The following is a 16,832-nucleotide window of genomic DNA, read 5'->3' as shown; positions in this document are numbered from 1 at the left end:
GGGATAGAGAATTGCAGGATCAGGACCAGATAGCGGCGAAGGGACCGACCCGTGGCACGGCGCGAGAGGTGTTCTTGACCTTCCTGAAGCTCGGCCTGACCTCTTTCGGCGGGCCGATCGCGCATTTGGGTTATTTCCGCGAGGAACTGGTCAACCGACGCAAATGGCTGTCCGACCAAGCCTACGCCGATCTGGTGGCGCTCTGTCAGTTCCTGCCCGGCCCGGCCTCCAGCCAGGTCGGCTTTGCACTTGGCATGATGCGCGCAGGCTGGTTGGGCGCGCTTGCGGCCTTCATCGCCTTCACCCTGCCCTCGGCGCTGATCCTGCTGGTCTTTGCCACGACGGCGGCCAGCATCGCGGGGCCGATCGGCACCGGCGCTTTGGATGGCCTCAAGATTGTCGCGGTGGCGATTGTCGCGCAGGCGGTCTGGGGCATGGCGAAGAATCTTTGCCCGGATAAGGAACGTGCTGCGATTGCGGTCGTCGCGGTCGCGATGCTGGCTTTTCTGCCGGGTGCCATAGGGATGATCGGCGCGATCATCGTCGGTGCGGCGCTTGGCCTTGCCCTTGGCCGCGGCACGGGCGCGCCTGTCGGTGGGCATATCACCATGCCGGTGACGCGCGGCATCGCGGGGGCGGCACTGTTGGTCTTCGTCGGGCTTCTCGTGGTCCTGCCGCTGCTCGCGGGACAAAGGCAGGCACTGGCGGTCTTCGACAGCTTCTACCGCGCCGGAGCGCTGGTCTTTGGCGGCGGCCATGTCGTGCTGCCGCTCTTGGAGGCAGAGGTGGTGCAACCCGGTTGGGTTGCGCCGGATGCCTTCCTTGCCGGCTACGGTGCGGCACAGGCGGTGCCGGGACCTTTGTTCACCTTTGCTGCTTATCTGGGCGCGGTTCTTGGGCCCGAACCGAATGGTGTGCTTGGTTCAATGATCGCCCTCGTGGCGGTCTTCCTTCCGGGCTTTTTGATCCTGATCGGCGTCCTCCCGTTCTGGGATCAGTTCCGGTCGATGGCGCGCGCGCAGTCGCTGATGCAGGGCGCAAATGCCGCCGTCGTGGGCATTCTGGGTGCTGCGCTCTATTCTCCAGTGTTCACCAGTGCCATCGGCGACATGCGCGATTTCGCACTGGCCTTGACCTGCTTCGTCCTCCTGATGGCCTGGAAGATGCCCCCCTGGGGCGTCGTGATCATTGCCGCGTTGGGCGGTATCGCTCTGTCCCTTACAGCCTGAAAACCTCAAGCGAGGCGAGTTACAATCCGCGACACCACCGCCATGGCATCGGCGGTGCCGTTCGCCTCGCCCTTTTCGAAGTCGCCCTCGATGGTGCCCATCTGGTTGGTGACATGCGCAAGGCAGATCACGTCGCGATCCCGTGCCTTGGCAAATGCATAGAGCGCCGCCGCTTCCATCTCGACCGCCAGAATGCCACGCGACCGCGCCGCAGCGATGGCGGCCTCCGTCTCGCGGAACGGGGCGTCGGTGGTCCAGGTCGCCCCGGTCAGCACGCGGGGACCGCCCTCGAATGCGCCATCCAGTCGGGAAAGAAGCTGCTCGGGCGCGGCGCTCCAGTCGGATGGCGGCAGGTAGTGATAGCTCGTGCCTTCGTCGCGCCATGCCCGGTCGATCAGGATGAAATAGGGCGGTGCGCCCTGCGGCATGATCTGTCCCGAGGAGGTCACGCTGATCAGAAGCTTGCATCCCGAGGCAAACATCTCCTCTGCGACCAGAACGGCGAAGGACGCGCCGACAGCGCAGCCCACGACGCCGATCTCGTGACCGTCCAGATCAAACACCCACATATCGGTGTGGTAGCAGACCCATCCTTCGTGCCGCCGCGCGCGAGCCTCGGCGCGGAGTTGACGCACGATGTCGCCGTCGGGGTCGAGCAGGCAGACCTTCGGCACTGCGACAGACTCCGCACCTTTCTGGCGGCGCGCCTCGCGCAGCAGGCTTTCGGGCGTGAAGGCCGACGGGGCGTCGTGATGCTTGTCTGACAGAATCGGCGGCAGCGGCTTTGTGACGTTGGGCACGGTGTTTCCTGCAGGGTAGGTCGAGCGGGGCACCGCCCGACCGAGGGATTAGCGGATCAGGGCTTGTATGCCGCGTCCTGCTGCCAGCCGGTGAAGCCCGTCTGCATGACGACGACGTTCGACCGTCCTGCTACACGCAGCGCGAAGGCAGCCTGCGCCGACAAGCTGCCGGTGTTGCAGAACAGGATGGTCATGCGATCCTCGGGGATCTCGTCGATCCGGTCGAGCACTTCGCGCCACTCGATGTTGACGGCACCGGGGATCGTGCCTTCCTCGAACTGGCCTGCGTCACGGGTATCGACGAAGAGCGCCGTCTCGAAGACGCTCTGGTCGATCTGCTGGGGCAGGATGATGCCGGACTCGTACTCCGAGAACATCATGTATTCCTGCATGGCCTCAACGGCGGCGTCCTGCGCCAGGGCGGGCGCTGCCTGCAGCCCGAGCGCGACGGTCGTCGCCAAAATTAGGTGCTTCAGGGTCATCCGGGGTCTCCTCCGTTCCGGTTTCTTGGTGTTCAGGTGTTCTGCGCGAGCCAGCCGATCGTGCCGCCTTCGAGCCAGACGGCGTCCGGGTGGCCGAGCCTGTTCAGGATCTCCGCGCCCTCGGCGGAGCGCCCGCCGCCTTTGCCGCAGATGGTCACGGGTGTTCTGCCGGCAGGGAGTTCACCCGCCCGGTCTTCGAGTGCAACCAGCGGGATATGCATGGCACCCGTCACATGGGCCGTGGCGTAGTCTTCGGCGTCGCGCACATCAATCAGGTGAAAGCGATCCGGATCGGCCGCGAGGGTGGCGAGCGTCAGCATCCCGGCCATCAGAACACCAGCACCTTGTCGGCAGCGAGCGTTCCTTGCGCGAGTTCGTCCATGGTGGAGCGGGTCGCGCCCTCCATCATGTCGCCCTCTGCAAGGCCGCGCGCGTCCATGCAGGTGCCGCACATCAGGACGCGCCCCTTCGACGAAAGAACCCTGCGGAGCATCCGCTCGAGGTTGTAGTAGCCATCGGGCGTCTTCTGCCCCGCCTTGGCGCAGAGCACCGCGTCGGCCATCAGGAAAACGGTGATCTCGGCCTCCGGGTCGTTCTTCGCCAGCGCGTGGGCCATGCGCAGGCCGTTGAAGCTGCGCTCGGTTCCATAGGGTGGGTCGTTCAGAAGGATCAGGTGTTTCATCTTGGGTCCTCAGGTCGGGGCGCGCGCTTCGAGATCGGCGAGATACGCTTCGATGCGCCGGGCATTGGCGCCGCGGTCGATCTGGCCGAGGCGCGAGCGCGAGCGCATGTCGATGCGGGCGCCGGTTTCGGTTTCTGTGACGCGGATCGCCACCTCGTCCTCGAAGCCGAAGAGCCGGCTCCGGGCGATCGCCTCGATTTGGCTCTCCTCGGGATCGGCCGACAGCACCTCCCAGCCGCGCTCTTCCACGAGGCCGATCGCCGCGGCGAAGGCCTCGTCAACGGGCAGCGGTAGCTCCAGCGGACGCACATCAGCATAGGCAGCGCGCTGCGGCTCGGCGTTCTGCGCCGGGTAGTCGCTGGGTGTGGCCGTGAACCAGAAAACCGGCGGATCTTCGGTGTCGGTCGAGATGTCGTTGATCGGCGGCATGGTGCGTGCGGCGATCTCGAAGGCGGCGCCAAGGCCCGCGACGGGCAGCGACAGGATCAGCCCCAGCAGGACCACTCCAGCGCCGCCCTTCCTGCGGCGGAGCCAGACCACCAGCCCAGCCAGCGCGGCGATGACGCCCGCACCTGCCGCCCACGCCCCCCAGCCGGCAAGGTCATAGGCCTGCGGCCAGGGCCAGCCGCCCGCCCGGAAACCCCAGACAGAAACTGCAAGAAGCGCGATCGAGGCAGCGCCCAAAAAGATCGAAAGGAAGCCCAGAGGGCGGGCAAGCGTGTCAGGCATCTGCAAGCTCCCGTGGGCTGGCGGGGTTGAGCCGGGGGTGCGTCTCTTCAGACAGCCAGAACAGCAGGCCGCCGGAGACGAACATGGAGATCGCGACGAACCAGAAGGCCGCTTCCGCAGTGCCGGTCAGGCTGGCCGCCAGCCCGAGACCGAGAGCGCCGATCGCGTAGCCGAGGTCGCGCCAGAAGCGATAGATGCCGATGGCCGAGCCGCGCCAGGCGGGCGGCGTGATGTCGGCGACCGCCGCTGAGAGGTTCGGGTAGAGAAGCGCCATGCCAAAGCCCGCTACCCCAGCCGAGACCGACCACCAGAGCGCGCCGGTCCCCATGACGACCATCGCCACGCCCGCGCCGCAGATCCACATGCCGAGCACGTTGGGCCAGAACCGACCGACATGGTCCGACAGCCGCCCGGTGACAAGCTGCGAGCCGCCCCAGACAAAACCGTAGGTGCCGACGATCCAGCCGACCTCGGTGAGGGTCGCGCCTTGCGTCACGAGAAAGACCGGGAACAGCGCCCAGACCAGCGCATCGACGAACTTCTCGACAAGCCCCGCTTGGGAGATCGCGAAGAGGCGGCGGTCGCGCCAGCTCATCAGCGCGAAGACCTCGCCCGTTGTGGGATGCTCGGACACGCCTTCGGGGTAGCGCGGCAGGGATTTCGGGGGTGCTGCCTTGTGCGCGGCCGTCTCCGCCTTAGCCCATGGCAGAGTGTCCTTGACCCAGACAACCGTCAGGACTAGCGCCAGCAGGACCACCGCCATGCCGAAAACCAACAAGCCAACACGTGGCCCCAGCCATTCGGCGGCATAGGCGGTTAGGATGCCCGCGATCGCGACGCCGACATAGCCCGAGAACTCGTTCAGCCCCATGGTGAGACCCCGCTCCTCGGCCTTGGTGATGTCGAGCTTGGCGGTCTGCGTCATTGACCAGCAAAGGCCCTGGTTGACGCCCAACAGCACGGTCGCGGCGACGATCCAGTTCCAGTCGGGCGCATACCAGATCATCACGGGGATCGGCAGCGCCACGACCCAACCCCAGAACAGCACGCGCTTGCGCCCGATCCGCTCGGACCAACGCCCGGCGACGAAGTTCATCACCGCCTTCACCGCGCCGAAGGCCACCACGAAGGAGGCGAGCAAGAGGAACGAGCCGCGCTCTAGCCCGAACTCGCTCTCGGCCAGACCCGGGACCACCGTCCGCGTCATGCCGATGGCGAAACCCACTAGCATCACCTGGATCAGTTGATGGGCGACCTGCACCCGGTTCTCGCGGATGCCACGCGTGAAGACGGTGGCAGTCATTCGGCGGTATCCTTCGTCGTGATGCGCGGATCGAGCGCATGGCCACTGGCCGGTCCGCGCAGCGGCTGGACCAGCATCCGATCAAGCCAGAGATCGCGCCGCGTGCGGAACTGCTCGATGCCGATCTCCATCCCCTCATGTCCCTTGGCGGGCTGGGCGATGTAGGTGCCGAGCAGCCGGTCCCACCACGGCAGGTTGAAGCCGTAGTTCGAGTTGGTCTCGCGCGGGTCGGTGGAATGGTGGACGCGGTGCATGTCCGGCGTCACGAATATGAGGCGCAGCACGCGGTCCACCGGGCGCGGCAGGTCGATGTTGGCGTGGTTGAAAAGCGCGATAGCGTTCAGGATCACCTCGAACAGCAGCACCGCGACGGCGGGCGGTCCGAGCGCCGCGACCGCCGCCAGCTTGATCCCCATCGAGATGAGGATTTCCACGGGATGGAAGCGCAGCCCTGTGGTTGCATCGAAGTCGAGATCGGCGTGGTGCATCCGGTGCAGCCGCCAGAGGCCGGGGACCGCATGGAACATGACGTGTTGCAGGTAGATCGCCAGATCAAGCAGCAGCATCGAGACGATGATCGCGACCCAGACCGGCACATCGAGATTGTTGAACAGGCCCCAGCCACGATCCTCGGCCATGACGGCCAGACCGACCGCGAGAAACGGGAAGGACAGCCGCAGGATGATTGTGTCGACCACCACGAGCGCAAGATTATTGGTCCAGCGGATCACCCGCGGGATCTCCCGTCTCCGCCGGGGGGCTGCCACTTCCCACAGCGCCATCGCTGCCAGAACACCCAGAAAGATGGCAAGACGGATGGTTGCCTCAGTGGCAAGGATGGTCTCGGACATTGATCGCTGGCCTTGGGGCTTGTGGGGCGCGATGGAATCGCTATTATTCAATTCATCGCTTGAATGATGTAGCGTCAGGAGACACGCCTTGTCAATCAGCCCGAAGCTGGCCCTGCTGGAGGAATACGCCCTCGTCGCACGCGCCTTGTCGGCTCCGGCGCGTCTGATGCTGCTGGAACAACTGGCGCAAGGCGAGCGCGGAGTGGAGGCACTTGCCGACAAGACGGGCCTGACCATCGCCAACTGCTCGCAGCATCTGCAACAGTTACGCCGGGCCGCTCTCGTAACCAGCCGCCGTGACGGCAAAGCAGTGATCTACCGGCTGACCGACGCGAAGACGCTCGCGCTCATGGACCTTCTACGCATCGTGGCGGAGCGCAACCTTGCGCAGGTCGAGCGCATCCTGCGGGGCCTCTCGGGCGGCGAGGATGCGCCCGAGCCGGTCAGCAGGGAAGACCTGGCAGCCCGGATCGCCGAGGGTTCTGTGACCGTGCTCGATGTACGCCCTGCAGACGAATACGCCACAGGTCACATTCCGGGTGCGCTCAACATGACGCTGACGGAGATCGAACGGATCGTCCCGACGCTCGATCCGGCCACCGAAATCGTGGCCTATTGCAGGGGGCCCTATTGCATCTATGCCCACCAGGCTGTGGCCGCTCTGCGCAAACACGGCCTCAATGCGCGCCGCCTTGACGGCGGTTTGCCGGAATGGCGAGAGGATGGCCTGCCAGTGCTGGCAGGCACGCAATAGTCCGATGACGGCCCGTTTAATCGGCGCAAGGCCAGACGGTCGGCGAAAGGCCCGGAGGCGCACCTGCGCCGTGCCCGGGCCCTCGAAAAGTGAGGCCGAAGCCTCACCCGAAGGGATCGTATTCCGAGACGATCACGACTTCGTCGCCGTCGATTTCATCGGCGGGGACGGCGCCGAAGGTTCCATCCCCTGCCTGGAAGACGACGATCGAGACCATGAGCGTGGCGGCGAGGGAGGCTGCGAAGGCGTGAGCATCTTTGCGGGACATCTGTTTGGCTCCTGTCTTGGAGGCGGGGGACCATCCCCCGCGCGACAGGACCCCGCAGGCCCGACGACTGGCTGACATCACCGGGTGCGTTCGGCTCGCCCGAATCCACCCGGCGGCACGGGCTTGCCCGTAGTCCGACCCCTCGCGGGTTGATCTCGAAGACAGGATTCGGGGCAAGGAAGGGAATGGCGAGCGGGGGATTGTTCCCCAACGTCAGGAGCCTATTGTCTCGCTGATGCCTCTAACGCTGCCCGCCTCCCGGCCAGGCTCTTGGTTGAGTATCTAGGTATGGGGGATGGATCCTTTGGCGCCCCGCGACATCGCGGGACGGGGTTGTGGTCGGTGAGAGGCCCGCGCATGAGCAGGCCCCTCACGCATTGTCAGCGCTCAAGCGGCCAGGTCCGCGCCCCCTGCCCTTTCGCCGTCCTCCGTACCGACGAATTTGAGCCGCGCGTTGCGATCACCTTCCCTCACGATCCAGAACTTGGCAGCCGTTAGACTGCGTCGAACAAGCGTGGAAACAGCACATCGTGGGTTTTGCTGGGAAAACGCAGCATCAAGGCACCACGCGGAGTCTCGGAGCCGACAACCCCATCGTCTAGGAGGATTTTCATTGTGGCCCGTGCTGTTCGCGGGGCCACGCCCAGCAGGGCCGCCACATCACCACGGTCGACCTCACCCCGCAGGAGGATGATGCGCAGCAAGTCCCCTGCCCTGTCGCCCAGACCCGAGAGCGCAGCGTAACGGGCCAGCCGCTCACCCAATCGGTCAAAGTCGAACATGCCCGCCATGAAGCTGACCTGATCCTCGCAAACCGCGAGGAACCATTTGGTAAAGCTGACCAGCGCTGCCAACGACAAGTTCCCGCGCCCGTCACGATCGCCCTGACGGACACGGTCGGCAAGTTGCATCATCTCGCGATATTCCTCACGACCCGGAAGGCCATCCTGAAGACCTCGCGCCAGCCCGCGCGAAACAGACCAGAGCCCCCCTGCCCCAATGCCCGCATGATGCGCCATTGCGTGCGACATCAGACGACTGACACGGCCGTTCCCATCGTAGAACGGGTGAATGAAGTTGAAGCGATGGTGCGCCGTCGCCACGGCAAGTGTGCGCGTGACCTGACCATGCAGCCAATCCAGCTGAAACCGGGTGTGGAAATGCGCCATAAACGAGGGAACGGCGTCAAACGGAGGCGGAACATGGGCGCCAACCTCTACGTCGCCCTGCCGCCATTCTCCGGGCACGATCCGGACCACTTGGCCCCCATGGCGCAGCGTCAGCATCTCTTCAGTGGCACCTTCATAGAAGGCTTCGTGCAGCCATTTGATGAACGACGGATCACTCGGGTCTGCAAGCGTGCCCTCGACCGCCCGGCGGTCGATCTCTTCCTGCAGGCGGACATGCGCCGCATGTTCTTGCTGCAGCGCCCGGCGTCCTGGATCGGCGTCAAAGTCGCCGGCCAGTGCGCGTTCGATGTCGCGCGGTCGGGTGTTGTTGCCCTCGATCCGGTTGGAGTAGTAGCTGTTCATCATCCGCACCATCGCGGCAAGGTCGGACAAGGTTCGGGCAGGTAAATTGCGACCCAAACCGCGGGCTGACTGGATCAGCCGGTTTGCCGTCTCGACCAGGTCAAGCGGGATGCCATCTTCGAGCCGGGCAGGCTCGATCCGCGATGGGGACACGATATACGTCAAACGGACTCCAGAATGCCACTAACAGTCGGAAGTAACATATTCTGCGGCATCGGAAAAATCTATGGTAAATCGGCTTTCTGCCACTAGCGCATGCCACTAGGACTTGCCGCTCTCTGCTCTGGGCTGTGGACCGGGAGACTTCCAGATCCACAACTCTTCTTGATTGATCAGGCCGCTTCCCAGACCTGGTTCAGGATCCGTGCCGCGATCTCGGATTTGTCCTGCGGCAGGAACCGGCCGTAGTGCTGTGCGACCATGTCGGGCGTATCCTGAATGGCATAACTTGCCTGCTCATAGGATCCGGTGCGCTTGAGGATGTGGGTTGCCAGAACATCCCGTACGTTATGTGGGCCATGCGGCAGAAGGCCTTCGATGGCCCCGCGCTTGGTCCATGGGTTATAGATGCCGTAGCGTTGAATCGCGGTGCGCCATGCCTCATAGAACGTGTTCTGGCAGTAAGCCGCGTTGGTGCTCGTCATCTTCGCCGTCTTGACGAAAAACGTTCCCGGGTCAGCCGCCTCGCCGATCAGGCGCGCGCGATGGCGCTCGATCCAAGCTTCAATCAGTTCGTATAGCCGCCCGAGGTCCGGCAGGATCAGACGAAATGGTTTTGATCCGAAGAACGACGAGTTGGCGTTCTTGAAAGCGACCGACGGGATCAGGATCTCCCACCCTTGGTCGCGGCTGCTCCAACGCAACTCGCCACGCTTCGTGTCCTCCAGCTTGCGCTCTGAGGTCGGCAAGGTACCAGGCTGGCACAGCATCAGTTCGCGCAAGTTCTTCTGACGCAGCCCTGTGTGAAGACCGATGCGCAGCATCAGGAATGCCCGAACAGCTTCTGCCGCTGCGCGTGCGTTGTGCCGTTCATCTGGCATCCGCTGCAGGATTTCTTCGGTGATCTTGCGGTACTCGCCGACCGGGCTTGGCGCTTCAAGCACCGGCAGGATGGGCTCGAAGGGGTCTCGATGAACCCGGGCAACACGGTCGATCTCCTTGATACGCCGACGGGCGTGCTTGTACATACGGTCGCAGGCGGTAGACCAATCCGACTGCACAGCGATGATGTCGGCCTCGGTAACCAAGCCTTCGATCGGACGAAGGCTGCTGCCCATACGGGGCGATTGGCGCAGCCAACCGGTCTCGTCCCGAGAGATCGCCGCAGCAATCGAGAGCAGGTCGATCTCCCATTTCGTGTAAAAGCCGCGCCGACGCTCCCGCCAGTGAAGGTACCAGTCCCAGACCTGCGGAAAGATCATCATGGCAAAGGTCAAGAGCTTCGGATCGACGCCGAGCCCCTGCACGTCGCTCTCGGGTGGGGCCACGAACGCCCCGAACCACAGCCCGAAATGCTCCACCTTCTGGGAGGCGGTTTCCGTCCCCCACACCCCATTCCGTTGCATGCCGAAGGCGGCGAAGGTCGACGTTTTGAAACGCAGAAGGTCGGCCATCTCGTCGTTCAGGCGTTTGGGCGCGATGATGATGCCGGATTCCTCCGGCGTCCGCGCCGATGACGACTTGCGAACCGGCCCCGAAGCACAGCTGAAACGAACCGCATAGCGTTGGCGAATGGCCTCCGCCTGATACCTCCGGTAGTCCGTGGACCCGCTGATGATCACTGTTCGGACCCAATTCAGGATTTCCGCCTTCTCCTGGCTTGGCCTGCGGTTGAAATCCTCGGGGAGGTGCCACGCCAGACGCCGGCGCTCAGACGGCGAGATGTTATCTAGATCAAAATCGCCTGGTGCTCGGTCGGGCAGGCCAGACAGGCTCAGAAAGTAGCCCGCCGGCAGACGATAGCGCCGCTCGATGCGTCCCAAGATTTCCAGACTGATCGCAGCGCGCGGGACCTTCTTGCCGCGCCCCCAGCTGATGAGCGTGCTGCGATTGACGCCATCCTCAGGTCTCACCACCGCGTTGTAGAGGTGGTAGATGGTTTCGCCATGACGGCGGGCATGCAGTTGAAGGGCTTCGCCAAAGGTCGCAGGATCCTGCCAGGTTGTGTCCAGCGGCTCGGGAAACTCGACAACCGCTTTCGGTTGGACTCCAGGCTTCTTGCGGACATTCTCGGTACCTGTTGCTCGAACGCCTGTGGGGTTTATGGCGGGCCCGCTGGGCATGGAGCGTGTTGATCGGCCTCCGGCGCGGGCCGGACGCAGGGTCGCATTCGAAACCTCGCGTGCTACAGCGTCGAAGATCGGCTGCAGAATTGCCCTATGAGCACGGAAGCGATCAACATCGATGTCGAGCATGGCGGACAGAGACTGCAAGTCGAGCCCGCTGCCCCGGTAAGGTGGGTACTCGTTTCGCTCGAGCAGGTCGACCAAGCAGCTATAGAGCAAGCGCACCTCATCTTCGGTGAAAATCGACGTGAGCCGAGCCTTGCAGAATTCTGCGATCTTGCGCGGTGTGAGTGCAGAAGATGTTGATTTCATTTTCCATCCTTCGATTTCTGGGGCGGCCCAGCTATCGAAATGACCGGTTGGACGGGAGGGGCATTCGACTGGAGCGAAGCCCAGAACCCGGCGGGTTTCCCCGCCGGGCCCGAGGGGGAGACCCCGTTCCTTAGAACGGGATCTCGTCGTCGCGGTCGACCAGCTCGGGGGACTCAAACTCGGCCGACTTCGGGCGGCTCAGGAAGTCGACCTTCTCGGCGATGATCTCGCAGCCGTAGCGGTCGGTGCCGGTGGCGTCGGTCCACTTGGTGTAGTGGATGCGACCGTGGACGAGGACCTTCATGCCCTCTTCGCAGTGCTCTGCGACGGTCTTGCCGAGGCCGTTGAAGCAGGTGATGCGGTGCCATTCGGTGTCCATAACCCGGTAGCCGTTCTCGTCGCGCATCACGCGACCTTCCGAGAGGCGCGGCCGCGAGGTGGCCAGGGTGAAGTTGGTGATCTTCGTGCCGCTTTGGGTCGAGCGCACTACAGGCTTCTGACCGATGTTGCCGGCGAGGATGACGATGTTCTGCATGGTAAGCTCCTGTGTTTCCTGTCCCTGGGACCGTCCCTTCGACAAGACCCGGAAAAAGCCTGTCGGCCGAGGCGTGCACGGGAGACGGAACGTCGACCGGAAACCTCCAGAGGGCCGGGGTGGAGCGGGCAGCCCCAGAGGGGCAACACGGCCCGGACTGACGCGGGGTTGCGCGCCAGAGGCCGAACAGGCTTAGGGGATTGTAAGTCGAAGGGATGGCACCGGGGATAGGGGCGACCTGGGGCTCTCGCAGAACTCGGCCTTCCTAGCCAAGGCAACGGAGTTGAAGCATCTTCGAGAGCATCGACCCGGCGGCTCAAGCCAACCTCAACCCACTGCCCTATCGCGCGGACTTCTCTGGGAGTTGCGATGTTTCGACCTGACGGCTATCCCGGACGCATCATACAGGACACGAGGGCCAAGTGGCTGATTTAAATCTCGAGGCGATGTCGCTCAAGGAACTGCGGCAATTGCAGAGAGACCTCGCCAAGGCGATTTCCACCTATGAGGACCGTCACAAGGCCGAAGCCCGCACCAAGCTAGAAGCCATCGCCAAGGAGATGGGCTACTCCCTCGCCGACCTGATCGGTGTTGAGGTGAAAACCACCCGTGCGCCAGCCGTGGCGAAGTATCATCACCCTGAGAACGCAGGCATCACCTGGTCTGGCCGCGGCCGGCAACCGCAGTGGTTCGCAGACGCGCTGGCATCTGGGAAGACCCCTAGCCAAATGGAAACCTAGTCAGGGGACGTGGAAACTGCGCAGGGCAGTTTTTCAGCGGGGCTAGCGAATTTTCGTCCGGCTTATGAGTGCGATCTAGAAACATCGAGCCCGGCTGGGGCAGACAAATTTGGTTTGCCCCAGCCGAAGTGATTACGGAGCCTTGATCTCTGCGTAATCCCCACCCGTGCGCAGGGTCACGGTGACCGGCGCCTCGGTGCGGTTGCGCCAGAACCAGCCGTGGTTGCCTGTGAAGGCGGCAGTGAGGTCGCCTGAGGCCTCGGGCACGGCCCGGCCCTGTTCGTAGCTGATGCTCTCGCCGCTGCCGTCGCCGTGAAGATCAAAGTTCACCACGCTACCGTTCGCCGTCCAGAAGAACCGGACGGTCTGGCCTGCCTCCATGGCGAGTTTCACCTCGATCCCCTCGCCGGGGTTCAAGGTGTAGCTGACCTCGTCGCGCCATTCGGGGGTGGCGGGTTCGGGGGCAGGTTCCGGCGCGGCGGCCTCGGCGACGGCGGCCTCGACCAGGTCGGCTGCAGGGGCTGCCGCTTCGGGCGCTGGCTCCGCCGGAACCGCGGCAGCTGCCACGGGCTCGGTCAGGCCAGGCGGGGTGCCGATCACGGCAGAGAGAGCCGCAAGCTGGGCGTCGATCCGGTCAAGCCGCTCAAGGATTTCTGGCGCGGGGGCGGTCGAAACGGGCAAAGCCGCACCGGATGTAACCGGCACCGCCGCTGCGGTCTGCGCATCGGCCTCGGCTTCGGCGGCAAGCTGCTGCTTGATCTCGCCCATCTCCGTCAGGCCGGTCAACGCGCCGACGCCGGTTGGGTCGATCCCGTATTCGGCGGGCAGCCAGAACAGGACAAGGATCGCCCCTGCCGCCCCGGCGGCCAGCAGCGTGGACCGGATCAGGCCGCCGGGTGTCGCGGGCACCGACTGGACCGGTGCGGCCGCCGCAGGGTGGCGTGGTTCGGCCCGCAAGGGGGCTTTCGAGAAATCGAAACGGTTGGTCATGGGTCTCGCCCTCCCTTCAGGCGACGAAATAGCCGGTGATCTGCAGGCCCATCAGGGCAAAGCCAGCCACCATCATCAGGACATTCGCGGCATAGGCCTGCCGCGCGAAGGCGGGGCGCGCCCGCCAGTGGGTCATCGCCGTCAGGATCAGCGCCAAGGCCATCAGCTGGCCAAGTTCGACGCCCACGTTGAAGGCGATGAGGTTGCCCAGAAGCCCGTCTGGCGAGATGTCGTAATCCTGAATTTTGGTGGCGAGACCAAAGCCGTGCAGCAGGCCGAAAACCAGTGTAGCTGCCTTAGTGTTCGGCTGGACCCCGAACCACAGCCGGAAGGCGCCCAGGTTATCCAGCGCCTTATAGACCACCGAGAACGCGATGATCGCGTCAATGATGTAGGCGTTGATCGAGATGGACCACCAGACACCGGCGATCATCGTGACCGAATGGCCGATGGCGAAGATGCTGACATAGGTCGCGATGTCCTTCGACCGGTAAAGGAAGAAGATCACCCCGGCGAGGAAAAGCAGATGGTCATAGCCCGTCACCATGTGCTTGGCGCCCAGGTAGATAAAGGCGATGGGGCGGAAGCCCGTCACCTCTTGCACATAGCCCGCGTCGCCTTCGGTGACGTTGTGGGCAAGGGCCGCGCCTGCAAGCAGCAGGGCGGTCAACAATATGGCGAGGGCGATCAGCGCCTGCCATGGCATCGGGGGGCGCCAGTGCGCCCGAAAAAACTGAATCATGTGATGTTTCCTGACGTGAGAGATCGGACCGCCCGGGATGCCGGGCGGCGGCTCAGATCAACGTCAGTCGGGGCGGCCGTCGCGGGCCATCACGGATGGTGCCGGAGGCCACAAGGGAGTCCGGGCGCAGCGTCCGCTCGGGTGGCGGGGGAACTTCCGCCCCGGGCGGTGCAAGCAACGCCGCCCCGACATGATCGTGGTCGCTCGAGTCGTGATGATCCGCGCCAGCGATGTCGTGTTCATGGCCGTGCTCGGCGTGATAGGCACGCTGATCGGCCTCGGCGGCCATGGCTCCGGGACCATGCTTAACGGTTTCAACGGTAGGAGCGATTGCCAGGGACAGAGCAAGGCACAGGACCGCCCAAAGCGCCCTTAACCCCCGCCATGCTGGTTCCCCTGCCCGCATCATCGTCCCTCGGGGTTGGCCCCCTTCGCTCTCTTGCCTCATCCCCCCTGGGGGGATACTCTCAGATATATGGCAGAAGATCACACCCACGCAAGCCACCCCGCCATCGCCGCCCGGCTGAAGCGCGCCGAAGGGCATCTGCGCCGCGTCATCGGCATGATCGAGGAGGGACGGCCCTGCGTCGATCTGGCGACCCAACTGCATGCCGTCGAACGCGCCGTGGCCGAGGCGAAGCGCGCGCTGATCCACGATCACATCGACCACTGCCTGACCGGAGAAGGGACGCACGACCTGGCCGAGATCAAGGCCCTTACGAAGCTCCTGTAAATGCTGTCCACGCTGAGAAACCCGACCTTCCGCCATCTCTTCGCCGCGCAGATCGTGGCGCTGGTGGGCACGGGGCTGGCCACCGTGGCGCTTGGATTGTTGGCCTGGCAGCTTGCGGGTGACAATGCGGGGGCGGTCCTCGGCACCGCGCTTGCGATCAAGATGGTGGCCTATGTGACCCTGGCCCCAGTGGCCGCCGCGATTGCCGAACGCCTGCCGCGTCGGGCCTTCCTTGTGGCATTGGACCTGATCCGAGCGGGGGTGATTGCCTTCCTGCCCTTCGTGGATCAGGTGGGCCAAGTCTATGTCCTGATCTTCTTCCTGCAGGCAGCATCTGCCGGGTTCACCCCGGCCTTCCAAGCGGTGATCCCTGACGTGCTGAAGGACGAGGACGACTACACAAACGCGCTGTCGCTGCTTAGGCTGGCCGAGGATCTGGAACAGCTCGTCTCGCCCATGCTGGCGGCGGCCCTTCTGACGGTCGTCAGCTTCCCGGTGCTGTTTCTGGGCACCGTCGCAGGCTTCATCGCCTCGGCCCTTCTGGTCGTGACTGCGCGCCTGCCAGCGCGAGCAAGGGCCGAGCCCGGCCATTTCTGGGGCGATGTGACCAAGGGCATCCGCATCTACACCCGCACCCCCCGCCTGCGCGGGCTGATGGTGATGGAGGCCGCCGTCGCTGCTGCAGGGGCGATGGTCTATGTGAACACGGTGGTGCTGGTGCAGGCCCGCTTGGGCCTAGGCGAGGAATCTGTGGCGCTCGCCTTCGCGGGCTTCGGCGCGGGGTCGATGCTGGCGGCCTTCCTGCTGCCGCGCATGCTCGACCGGCGGGAAGACCGTCCGGTGATGATCGGGGGTGCCGCGCTCATGGTTGCTGGCGTTGCGCTCGTGCCGTTGGTGAGCGGCCTTGCCGCGCTGATCGCGCTCTGGGCCCTGATCGGCTTCGGATTCTCGCTGACCCAGACCCCCATCGGCCGGATCATCAACCGCTCGGCGCGCGAGACCGACCGGGGCGCGGTCTTTGCCGCACAGTTCGCCCTCTCTCACGCCTGCTGGCTGGTGACCTATCCGCTGGCGGGCTGGATTGGCGCGGGTGCGGGGTTATCGGTTGCCGCCCTGACGCTGGCGGCCATCGGCGCGGCAGGCATTGCGGCTGTGCTGCGCCTCTGGCCTGCCGATGACCAGACCGTCCTGCCGCACAACCACCCCGACCTGCCGCCCGACCATCCGCATCTTGCGGAACACGGGCCCAGTCATGCCCATGCCGTCGTGATCGACGACCTGCACCGTCGTTGGCCTAAGGCAGCGTAGTGCTGGAAAGGCCCGGTCAGATGTCCACGGTGGCAAGGCACCCTAGCATCACCAGGAGCTAAGGCAGCTAGTGCTTGGCCCAGACATGGGCATCGATGGGCCCGGCGGCGCGTAGGCGCCGTATCCGGGCCCTCCTGAAGTGAGGCCGAAGCCTCACCCGAAGGGATCGTATTCCGAAACGATCACGACTTCGTCGCCGTCGATTTCATCGGCGGGGACGGCGCCGAAGGATCCATCCCCTGCCTGGAAGACGACGATCGAGACCATGAGCGTGGCGGCGAGGGAGGCTGCGAAGGCGTGAGCATCTTTGCGGGACATCTGTTTGGCTCCTGTCTTGGACGCGGGGGACCATCCCCCGCGCGACAGGACCCCGCAGGCCCGAAGACTGGCTGACATCACCGGGTGCGTTCGGCTCGCCCGAATCCACGCGGCGGCACGGGCTTGCCCGTAGTCCGACCCCTTGCAGGTTGATCTCGAGGACAGGATTCGGGGCAAGGAAGGGAATGGCGAGCGGGGGATGGTGCCCCAACGTCAGGAGCCCATTGTCCCGTTAATGC

General features: G+C 64.6%; 20 protein-coding genes. 6 read left to right on the top strand and 14 right to left on the bottom strand.

The features are described 5' to 3' along the window. Positions 1–68 precede the first annotated feature (68 nt). Complete coding sequence (gene chrA / locus V6590_RS11850; protein WP_335423277.1) at positions 69–1,229, top strand: chromate efflux transporter; 1,161 nt, start codon at positions 69–71, stop codon at positions 1,227–1,229. A 5-nt stretch (positions 1,230–1,234) separates the two neighbouring features. Here chrA and V6590_RS11845 read toward each other — a convergent pair whose 3' ends face one another. Genes V6590_RS11845 through V6590_RS11815 form a run of 7 tightly spaced genes read right to left on the bottom strand, consistent with a single transcriptional unit; the run spans position 1,235 to position 6,076 of the window. Beyond that, entirely contained in the window at positions 1,235–2,029 is a 795-nt protein-coding gene (locus V6590_RS11845) for a nucleoside phosphorylase (protein WP_335423275.1), read from the bottom strand. A 56-nt stretch (positions 2,030–2,085) separates the two neighbouring features. Next, positions 2,086–2,511 (bottom strand): rhodanese-like domain-containing protein, encoded by a 426-nt coding sequence (locus tag V6590_RS11840; protein ID WP_335423274.1) that lies wholly within the window; start codon positions 2,509–2,511, stop codon positions 2,086–2,088. Positions 2,512–2,543: 32 nt separating this feature from the next. Continuing rightward, on the bottom strand, positions 2,544–2,840 hold the full coding sequence (locus V6590_RS11835) for a rhodanese-like domain-containing protein (RefSeq protein ID WP_335423271.1): 297 nt from the start codon (positions 2,838–2,840) through the stop codon (positions 2,544–2,546). Continuing rightward, positions 2,840–3,193, bottom strand: coding sequence for a DsrE/DsrF/TusD sulfur relay family protein (locus tag V6590_RS11830; protein ID WP_335423270.1), 354 nt, complete (start codon positions 3,191–3,193; stop codon positions 2,840–2,842). Before V6590_RS11830 ends, V6590_RS11835 begins: the two co-directional genes overlap by 1 nt. Before the next feature lie 9 nt (positions 3,194–3,202). Beyond that, positions 3,203–3,922: a DUF1499 domain-containing protein gene (locus tag V6590_RS11825; protein ID WP_335423267.1), complete on the bottom strand. Its 720-nt coding sequence runs from the start codon at positions 3,920–3,922 to the stop codon at positions 3,203–3,205. Continuing rightward, complete coding sequence (locus V6590_RS11820) at positions 3,915–5,225, bottom strand: MFS transporter (RefSeq protein ID WP_335423265.1); 1,311 nt, start codon at positions 5,223–5,225, stop codon at positions 3,915–3,917. The genes V6590_RS11825 and V6590_RS11820 overlap by 8 nt, the downstream gene beginning before the upstream one ends. Beyond that, positions 5,222–6,076, bottom strand: coding sequence for a sterol desaturase family protein (locus V6590_RS11815; RefSeq protein WP_335423263.1), 855 nt, complete (start codon positions 6,074–6,076; stop codon positions 5,222–5,224). Before V6590_RS11815 ends, V6590_RS11820 begins: the two co-directional genes overlap by 4 nt. Before the next feature lie 88 nt (positions 6,077–6,164). Here V6590_RS11815 and V6590_RS11810 point away from each other — a divergent pair, with 88 nt between their 5' ends. Further along, positions 6,165–6,830, top strand: a complete 666-nt coding sequence (locus V6590_RS11810; RefSeq protein ID WP_335423262.1) for an ArsR/SmtB family transcription factor — start codon at positions 6,165–6,167, stop codon at positions 6,828–6,830. Between the two features lie 103 nt (positions 6,831–6,933). Here V6590_RS11810 and V6590_RS11805 read toward each other — a convergent pair whose 3' ends face one another. From V6590_RS11805 to V6590_RS11790, 4 genes are all read right to left on the bottom strand, one after another. Beyond that, on the bottom strand, positions 6,934–7,098 hold the full coding sequence (locus V6590_RS11805; RefSeq protein WP_007803240.1) for a hypothetical protein: 165 nt from the start codon (positions 7,096–7,098) through the stop codon (positions 6,934–6,936). A gap of 494 nt (positions 7,099–7,592) precedes the next feature. After that, the gene (locus V6590_RS11800) at positions 7,593–8,783 is read right to left on the bottom strand and encodes a Fic family protein (protein WP_335423184.1); all 1,191 of its coding nucleotides are present in this window, start codon (positions 8,781–8,783) and stop codon (positions 7,593–7,595) included. Between the two features lie 179 nt (positions 8,784–8,962). Next, a complete protein-coding gene (locus V6590_RS11795) occupies positions 8,963–11,227 on the bottom strand; it encodes a hypothetical protein (RefSeq protein ID WP_335423182.1) in 2,265 nt (754 codons plus the stop codon). A 130-nt stretch (positions 11,228–11,357) separates the two neighbouring features. Beyond that, entirely contained in the window at positions 11,358–11,762 is a 405-nt protein-coding gene (locus V6590_RS11790; RefSeq protein ID WP_335423181.1) for a single-stranded DNA-binding protein, read from the bottom strand. Between the two features lie 422 nt (positions 11,763–12,184). On the opposite strand from V6590_RS11790, the gene V6590_RS11785 reads away from it, so the two are divergent. Beyond that, complete coding sequence (locus tag V6590_RS11785) at positions 12,185–12,502, top strand: H-NS histone family protein (RefSeq protein WP_335423179.1); 318 nt, start codon at positions 12,185–12,187, stop codon at positions 12,500–12,502. A gap of 132 nt (positions 12,503–12,634) precedes the next feature. Here the strand turns inward: V6590_RS11785 and V6590_RS11780 are convergent, their stop codons facing one another. Both V6590_RS11780 and V6590_RS11775 read right to left on the bottom strand, forming a co-directional pair. After that, on the bottom strand, positions 12,635–13,492 hold the full coding sequence (locus V6590_RS11780; RefSeq protein ID WP_335423178.1) for a hypothetical protein: 858 nt from the start codon (positions 13,490–13,492) through the stop codon (positions 12,635–12,637). A 16-nt stretch (positions 13,493–13,508) separates the two neighbouring features. Then, positions 13,509–14,234, bottom strand: a complete 726-nt coding sequence (locus V6590_RS11775) for a HupE/UreJ family protein (RefSeq protein ID WP_335423175.1) — start codon at positions 14,232–14,234, stop codon at positions 13,509–13,511. A 190-nt stretch (positions 14,235–14,424) separates the two neighbouring features. Between V6590_RS11775 and V6590_RS11770 the strand changes: the two genes are divergently transcribed. The 3 genes from V6590_RS11770 to V6590_RS11760 all read left to right on the top strand — a co-directional run bounded on the left by V6590_RS11770 (position 14,425) and on the right by V6590_RS11760 (position 16,275). Continuing rightward, positions 14,425–14,610 carry a hypothetical protein gene (locus V6590_RS11770; RefSeq protein WP_335423174.1) on the top strand — a complete coding sequence of 62 codons (186 nt, stop codon included), beginning with the start codon at positions 14,425–14,427 and terminating at the stop codon, positions 14,608–14,610. A 99-nt stretch (positions 14,611–14,709) separates the two neighbouring features. Then, a complete protein-coding gene (locus tag V6590_RS11765) occupies positions 14,710–14,967 on the top strand; it encodes a metal-sensing transcriptional repressor (protein ID WP_335423172.1) in 258 nt (85 codons plus the stop codon). Next, positions 14,968–16,275, top strand: coding sequence for an MFS transporter (locus V6590_RS11760; RefSeq protein ID WP_335423170.1), 1,308 nt, complete (start codon positions 14,968–14,970; stop codon positions 16,273–16,275). Positions 16,276–16,428: 153 nt separating this feature from the next. On the opposite strand, the gene V6590_RS11755 is transcribed toward V6590_RS11760, so the two are convergent. After that, positions 16,429–16,593, bottom strand: coding sequence for a hypothetical protein (locus V6590_RS11755; protein ID WP_197087170.1), 165 nt, complete (start codon positions 16,591–16,593; stop codon positions 16,429–16,431). Positions 16,594–16,832: the final 239 nt, after the last annotated feature.

Source organism: Gemmobacter denitrificans, from assembly GCF_036964905.1.
Lineage (GTDB): Bacteria > Pseudomonadota > Alphaproteobacteria > Rhodobacterales > Rhodobacteraceae > Gemmobacter > Gemmobacter denitrificans.
The sequence above is the reverse complement of the archived record's forward strand: the minus strand, read 5'-3'. Positions and strand labels throughout refer to the sequence as shown.